A 5,444-nucleotide genomic window follows, 5' to 3' on the forward strand; every position below is an offset into this window, starting at 1 on the left:
TGGGCGGCGGCCGTCGTCGTCCCCGCGCAGGGTCAGGGCGGACAGGTTCGCCACCGCGTAGTAGACGAGCACGCCGAACGAGCTGAAGCCCACCACGGTGAGGATGTCCGTGGTGAGCAGGAGCAGGATCACGGCCGCGGCCACCGTCAGCTGAGCCGTCCACGGCGTGCCGGTCCCCGCATGGACCCGTGCCAGGGGGCGGGGCAGGTCGGACTCGCGGGCCATGGCCAGGGCGGTGCGGGAGATGCCCGTCAGCAGGTTGAGCATGGCCCCGGCCGCGGCGAGGGCGGCGCCGGCCACCGCCACCCAGCCCCAGCCGGAGCCCAGGGCGGTCTCGAGCAGGTCGCGCACGGGCGCCGGGGACCGGGCCAGCCCGGAGGTCCCGAGGCCCGAGATCAGCGCCGTGGCGAGCAGCAGGTACAGCGCCACGGTCACGGCGAGGGCGATCAGGATGGCGCGCGGGATCGTGCGTGCGGGGTCGATGACCTCCTCACCCATGGTGGCCACGCGCGCGTAGCCGGCGAACGCGAAGAACAGGACGCCCGCGCCCATGAGCACGCCCTGCACGGGGGAGTCGACGCCGAGCGCCGCGGCCGAGCCCCCGGGGGCCTCGCGCGCCAGGCCTGCGCCGATGGCCAACACGAGCACGGCGAGCACGGGCACGAGGATCGCCAACGTCGCCTGCGCGGTCCGCGTCACGCCCGCCATCGCCACCCCGGTGAGCACGACGACGGCGGCCACGCCCGTCCACCGGGCCGCGGCGGCGTCGTCGGGGAAGAGGTACAGGCCGAGGGTGGCCGCCATCGCGGCCACCGACGCGGTCTTGCCCGTGACGAAGCCCCAGCCGGCGACGAAGCCGGCCCACGGGTGCAGCTGCCGCCGGCCGTAGACGTAGGCGCCGCCGGACTCGGGGTGGACGGTGGCCAGCTGCGCCGTGGACAGGGCGTTGCACAGGGCCGCGACGGCCGCGACCGCCAGGGCCCCGTACAGCAGGCCGGGGTGGCCGCCGGTGAGCGCGGCCGCCAGGCCGATCGCGGTGAACACGCCCGCGCCGATCATCGAGCCGAGGCCGATCGCGACGGCGTGGAGCAGGGTCAGGCGGCGCTGCAGGGCGGCGGTCATGACGGGGTCCTCCTGGGCTGGGGCAGTGTGGACGGGGCACTAGACTGACGGGAACGGCGCGCGCCCGCCCCGCAGGCGTATCACACGGCGTCGACCATCACATGAACCCCGCACATCGTCCGGCGACCGGACGGAGAGGATCCTCGTGCTGCGCACCCACTCCCTCGGCGAGCTCAACGCCTCGCTCATCGGCCAGACCGTCACCGTCACCGGCTGGGTGGCGCGGCGGCGCGACCACGGCGGCGTGGCCTTCGTGGACCTGCGCGACGCCTCGGGCTTCGCCCAGGTCGTGGTGCGGGACGAGGCGGACTTCGACCCGCTGCGCAACGAGTGGGTCCTGCAGGTCACCGGCACGGTCGAGCGCCGCCCCGAGGGCAATGAGAACCCGAACCTGCCCTCCGGTGAGATCGAGCTGATCGCGGAGACCGTGACGGTGCTCAACACCGCCGCCGCGCTGCCGTTCCAGGTGGACGAGCACGTGGAGGTCGGCGAGGAGGCCCGGCTGCGCCACCGCTACCTGGACCTGCGCCGCCCGCAGCCCTCGCGCATCATGCGCCTGCGCTCCGAGGTCAACCGGACGGCGCGCGAGCTGCTGCACGGCGAGGGCTTCGTGGAGGTCGAGACCCCGACACTCACGCGCTCGACGCCGGAGGGCGCCCGCGACTTCCTCGTCCCGGCCCGCCTGGCTCCCGGCTCCTGGTACGCCCTGCCGCAGTCACCGCAGCTGTTCAAGCAGCTGCTGCAGGTGGGCGGGATCGAGAAGTACTACCAGATCGCCCGCTGCTACCGCGACGAGGACTTCCGCGCGGACCGCCAGCCCGAGTTCACCCAGCTGGACATCGAGGCCTCCTTCGTGGAGCAGGACGACGTGATCGCCCTCGGCGAGAAGATCGTCAAGGCCCTGTGGGCCCTCGTCGGTGTGGACGTCCCGACGCCGATCCGCCGCATGACCTACGCCGAGGCGATGGAGAAGTACGGCTCGGACAAGCCGGACCTGCGCTTCGGCCTCGAGCTGACGGACCTGACCGAATACTTCAAGGACACCCCGTTCCGCGTGTTCCAGAACGAGTACGTGGGCGCCGTCGTGATGCCGGGCGGCGCCTCCCAGGCCCGCCGCACCCTCGACGCGTGGCAGGAGTGGGCCAAGCAGCGCGGCGCCAAGGGCCTGGCCTACGTGCTCATCCAGGAGGACGGCGAACTGACCGGCCCGGTGTCCAAGAACATCTCCGAGGAGGAGAAGGCCGGCCTGGCCGCCGCCGTGGGCGCGAACCCGGGCGACTGCGTGTTCTTCGCCGCCGGCAAGCCGAAGGAGTCCCGCGCGCTGCTGGGCGCGGCCCGCGTGGAGATCGGCCGTCGCTGCGGGCTGTTCACCGACGCCGGTGACGGCGTGGCCGCGAAGGACGCCGACTGGGCGTTCGTGTGGGTCGTGGACGCGCCGATGTTCGAGCCGGCCGCCGACGCCGTGGCCTCGGGCGACGTCGCCGTGGGCGCGGGCGCCTGGACCGCCGTGCACCACGCGTTCACCTCGCCCAAGCCGGAGTTCGCGGACACCTTCGACACCGACCCGGGCTCGGCCCTGGCCTACGCCTACGACATCGTGTGCAACGGCAACGAGATCGGCGGCGGTTCCATCCGCATCCACCGTCAGGACGTGCAGGAGCGCGTGTTCGAGGTCATGGGCCTGTCCCCGGAGGAGGCGAACGAGAAGTTCGGCTTCCTGCTCGAGGGCTTCAAGTACGGCGCCCCGCCGCACGGCGGCATCGCGTTCGGCTGGGACCGCGTGGTCGCCCTGCTGGCCGGCACCGACTCGATCCGCGAGGTCATCGCGTTCCCGAAGACCGGCGGCGGCTTCGACCCGCTGACGGCCGCACCGGCGCCCATCACCGCTCAGCAGCGCAAGGAGGCCGGCGTCGACGCGCAGCCGGAGCCGAAGCAGGCCGAGGCCGAGCCGGGAGCCTGATCCGGGCCCGCGGCGGGCCCGGGGCGGGTCCGCAGCGGGCCCGCCTCAGCCGCGCTGCGGCCCGGCCAGCTCGTCCGAGTCCACGATCAGCGTGAACGGCCCGGAGTTGGTGAGGGAGACGTCCATCATCGCGCCGAACACCCCGCGCTCCACGCGCACGCCGGCGGCCTCGAGCTCGGCCGTGAACCGCTCGTAGAGCGGCTCGGCCTGGTCGCCCTTCGCCGCGCGCGTCCAGGACGGCCGCCGGCCCTTCCGCACGTCGCCGTACAGCGTGAACTGGCTGACGACGAGCGCCAGGGCGCCGGCGTCGGTGAGGGACCGCTCGCCGTCGAGCATGCGGAGCCCGGCCACCTTGCGGGCCACCTGGACGGCCTCGGCCTCCGTGTCCGTGACTGACACTCCGAGCAGGATCACCAGCCCCTCGCCCTCGAAGGAGCCGACCACCTCGCCATCCACGACGACGGAAGCGGAACGGGCGCGTTGCAGAACGGCTCTCATGCAGCCATTCTGCAACGCGCCCGGAACCGGTCCGCGTCAGCGGATCACTGACGACGGGTCGGATCCACCTCGTACACGGTGGTCGAGCCGGAGACCTCGTTGGCGACGATCAGCAGGGCGGTGCCGGAGGGGGACTCGTCGGCCGGCACGAAGGTCAGGCCCTCGGCGCCCATGTCACCCAGGCCGGCCGCGGCGTCGTCGCCCGCGGCATCCCAGTCACGGTCGTTGACGTAGTCCACGTAGGTGGCGTTCCGCGGGTCGGTGATGTCGAAGACCATCACGCCGCCGATGCGCTCGAGGCCCACGAACGCGTAGGTGCGGCCCTGGATCGTGCCCACCACCACGGACTCGGGCTCGGGGCCCTTGTCATCCGAACGGGAGTCCCCGGACGGGGTCTCGTCGTTGTTCGCGTTGAACGCGTGCTCCGGCAGCTCGCCGGCGGCCACGAGCCGGGCGATCTGCTCTTCGATCATGCCGGCGGAGTCGAACAGGCGGGTGCCGTCCGCGGTGTAGATGGAGAAGGACCGGCCGCCCAGTGTGGTCAGGGAGGAGTGGCACTCGCGCTCAGAGTCGTAGCCGAGGTCGGTGAGCACCTTCAGGCGGCCCAGGGCATCCTTCTTCTGCAGGGCCTTGGCCCCCGGGAACTCGGCGGCGCACAGGTCCAGGTCGCTGACGCGCTCGGAGTCGTTGAAGTCGCCCCACTCCCGCCCGTCACCCTCGTTGGCGGTGACGACCAGGTTCTGACCGCGCCAGCGGTACGTGTCGATGCCGTCGGGCATGGGCAGGCCGTCGACCGGCCAGTGGCCCAGCTCGATGCCGCCGTCCTTGTCCGAGGCGTCCAGCATGCCCTCGGTGGACCAGTCGGTGGGCGTCAGCGCCCAGAGGTCCTCCAGCGTGGCGGACTTCAGGTCCACGACGGCGACGGCGTTGGCCTCCTGCACGGACACGTAGGCGGTGCGTCCGGGCGGGTCGACGGTGACGTACTCCGGCTCGAGGTTGCGGGCCACCCGACCGGCGGGCTCGTGACCGGCGGGCACGGCCACATCGGGGCCGGAGACGCGCACGCCGGCGGGCAGGGCGGTGCCGGCGTCGTAGGCGCGGAAGTCCACGGTGCGCACCGCGTCTTGGGTCAGGCGGGAGAACTGCTGGGCGTTCTTCGGCACGGAGACCACGGAGATCGTGCCCTCCGGGTCGACGGAGAAGTCGTCGGCCGGTTCGCCCTCGTTGGCGACCACCACGTACGCCCCGTTCGGGGAGAAGGCCAGCGAGTCCGGCAGGGCGCCCACCCGCACGCCGCCGAGGTAGCGCAGGGTGGTGGTGTCGAAGAACACGACCCAGCCGTGGTCGGTCTTCTCGGCGGCCTCCACGGCGACGGCCATCACGCCGCCGGAGACGGCCACGGAGTTCACCGTGGCGCCCTTGTCCGTGACGGAGCCGTCCGCGGTGCGCAGGCCCTCGGCGGAGAGGGTCCGCTCGGCCACGGGGGCGGCGTCGGCGCCCAGGCGCATGACGTCGACGGCGCCGCGCTGCGCGTTCACCACGAACAGGCGGCCGGAGACCGCGTCGAAGGCCGGGATCTCGGCGGCGGACTCGCCGAACACGCCGGTCCCGTGGGTGCCGGCGCGGGTGAGCTCGATGCTCTTGCCGGACGGGTTGGCGGCGATGGCGGCGCGCTGGGCCGTGGCCGAGTGCGGGGCGGGCGCGCTGAGGGAGGCCGGGGCGAGGAAGGCCGTGGACAGGGCCGCGGCGGTGACGGCCGTGGCGAGGCGTGCGAGGCGAGGCATGGATGCTCCAGTCAGGGCAGGGAGGCGGAGGACGGGGTCACCCCATCGCACGGATGTGAACGGACCGTGACGCCCCAGAA

At 73.1% G+C, this 5,444-nt stretch carries 4 protein-coding genes; 1 reads left to right on the top strand and 3 read right to left on the bottom strand.

What is annotated here, in order from left to right; all coding sequences use genetic code 11:
* Window positions 1–1,122 (bottom strand): APC family permease (locus D8M29_RS08085; protein ID WP_148111550.1); only part of this gene is annotated, 1,122 nt, incomplete at its 3' end.
* A 145-nt stretch (window positions 1,123–1,267) separates the two neighbouring features.
* Here D8M29_RS08085 and aspS point away from each other — a divergent pair.
* Window positions 1,268–3,082, top strand: coding sequence for an aspartate--tRNA ligase (aspS, locus tag D8M29_RS08090; RefSeq protein WP_044659819.1), 1,815 nt, complete (start codon window positions 1,268–1,270; stop codon window positions 3,080–3,082).
* Window positions 3,083–3,127: 45 nt separating this feature from the next.
* On the opposite strand, the gene dtd is transcribed toward aspS, so the two are convergent.
* Both dtd and D8M29_RS08100 read right to left on the bottom strand, forming a co-directional pair.
* On the bottom strand, window positions 3,128–3,580 hold the full coding sequence (gene dtd / locus D8M29_RS08095; RefSeq protein ID WP_036380968.1) for a D-aminoacyl-tRNA deacylase: 453 nt from the start codon (window positions 3,578–3,580) through the stop codon (window positions 3,128–3,130).
* 44 nt (window positions 3,581–3,624) lie between these two features.
* A complete protein-coding gene (locus D8M29_RS08100) occupies window positions 3,625–5,364 on the bottom strand; it encodes a choice-of-anchor I family protein (protein WP_127445893.1) in 1,740 nt (579 codons plus the stop codon).
* Between the last annotated feature and the right edge of the window lie 80 nt (window positions 5,365–5,444).

It is taken from the genome of Micrococcus sp. HSID17227, from assembly GCF_003989405.1.
Taxonomy (GTDB): Bacteria; Actinomycetota; Actinomycetes; order Actinomycetales; family Micrococcaceae; genus Micrococcus; species Micrococcus luteus.

Coding starts and splice junctions, on each gene's coding strand:
- dtd (WP_036380968.1), bottom strand. CDS start 3,580: ATGAGAGCCGTTCTGCAACGCGCCCGTTCCGCTTCCGTCGTCGTGGAT.
- D8M29_RS08100 (WP_127445893.1), bottom strand. CDS start 5,364: ATGCCTCGCCTCGCACGCCTCGCCACGGCCGTCACCGCCGCGGCCCTG.